This is a genomic window from Mycolicibacillus koreensis (genome assembly GCF_002104795.1).
GTDB lineage: Bacteria > Actinomycetota > Actinomycetes > Mycobacteriales > Mycobacteriaceae > Mycobacterium > Mycobacterium koreense.
Genome location: NZ_NCXO01000105.1, coordinates 1 through 1,448 on the forward strand (window position 1 = coordinate 1; position 1,448 = coordinate 1,448).

Genomic DNA, 1,448 nt, shown 5'->3' on the forward strand with positions numbered 1-1,448 from the left:
GGCTCTACGCCACCAACCTGGGTCTGCGGGTTCTGATCCGTGATGGTTGTTGATTGTGGAGTATCCGGCCGTGGTTGAGAAGCAGGCGCAGCCGGTAGTTGGCGAAGTTGCGGAATCCGCGGGCGGTGCGCTTGGTGTTTTTGATCTTCAGGTTCAACGACTCGGTCGGCCCGTTGGAGACGTCGGGGTGAGCGAAGTGGGCGAGGAACTCGGTGCGCCAGCTGTGCAGGGTGCGTCCCAGGCGGGCGACCTCGGGAACCGGGCAGTCCCGTGCGGCGGTGATCACCGAGGCAGCGGCGGCCGTGTCGCGGGTCTTGTAGCAGCGCATCAGATCTTGGGCGATGATCCAGGCCGCAGTGAGCTCGCCGTCGGGATCGCCGGCGAGCAGGCCGGCGCGCAGCCGGTCGCGGGCGCGTTTGGAGAGCCGGTCGGCACGCCGGCGCAGGACGCGACGGATGCGGTAGAGCGGATCGTCGCGATGGCCGCGACGTCCGAAGGTGTCCTGCTGAACTCGGCGGCGTACCTGGTCGACGACGGTCAGGCCGAGCTTGGTGACGTGGAAGGGGTCAAGGACGCGAACCGTGTCGGGCAGTTGGTTTGCCAGCGCGGTGGCGTAGCCGCGGAACGGGTCCAGCGACGCGGTCGCGACCTGGTCTTTCCAGTCGCTATCACGGTCGGAAAGCCAGTCGGCCAGCACCACACCGGAGCGTCCGGGCACCACGTCACACAGCCGCGCCGGCCGGCCTGGCGTCAGGTCGGCGACACCAGTGGCATACATCGTCGGGTGGGTACCAGTGGCCCGCAGGAACGCGGTCTCATCGACCCCGATCACCGTCGGGTCGTCCAGCCGGGCCGGGTCGTCGATGATCGGCACACCGCGGGCGGTGACGATCCGCATGATGGTCGCCCAGCCCACACCGAGCGCAGAAGCCACCTGCGCCACCGTGTGATCACGAGCGCCGACCTGCTCAAACGCCCAGGCCCGGGCGCGCTCGGTCAGACACGCCCGGGACTCGATCGCCGGGTGTGCCTCGGTCCAGGTCTTCTTGGGACACAACACCTGTGGACAACACCAGATCCGCTTGTGCCAGCACACCACGACCGGTCGCCCGCCGATCGGCAGGTCGCGCACCCACACCGGCCGACGGTCCTTGGTCTTGGCCACCGCGCCACAGTCCGGGCACGGGGCCACCGACACGGTGGTCTCGACCAGCAGTTCTACCTCGCCGCCGGCATCGGCTGCTGCCAGCACCCGAAACCCGTCCAATCCGAACAGCACACCAACAACCGAACCGGTAACGTCTGCACTCACCTGGGGCTCCTCGACAATCCGTGTGATCTTGGTCGTGATCACGGATCGTGCGAGCCCCAGGCCCACGATCAGTTCATTTCACCGTTCGCGGCGTGTCGCCCGGACTCCCCATCTCCCAGGTTCGTGGTGAAGAGCC

General features: G+C 67.7%; 1 protein-coding gene. It reads right to left on the bottom strand.

The genetic code is table 11. The features are described 5' to 3' along the window. Positions 1 to 4 precede the first annotated feature (4 nt). Positions 5 to 1,312 carry an ISL3 family transposase gene (locus B8W67_RS20055; RefSeq protein WP_085305927.1) on the bottom strand — a complete coding sequence of 436 codons (1,308 nt, stop codon included), beginning with the start codon at positions 1,310 to 1,312 and terminating at the stop codon, positions 5 to 7. Positions 1,313 to 1,448: the final 136 nt, after the last annotated feature.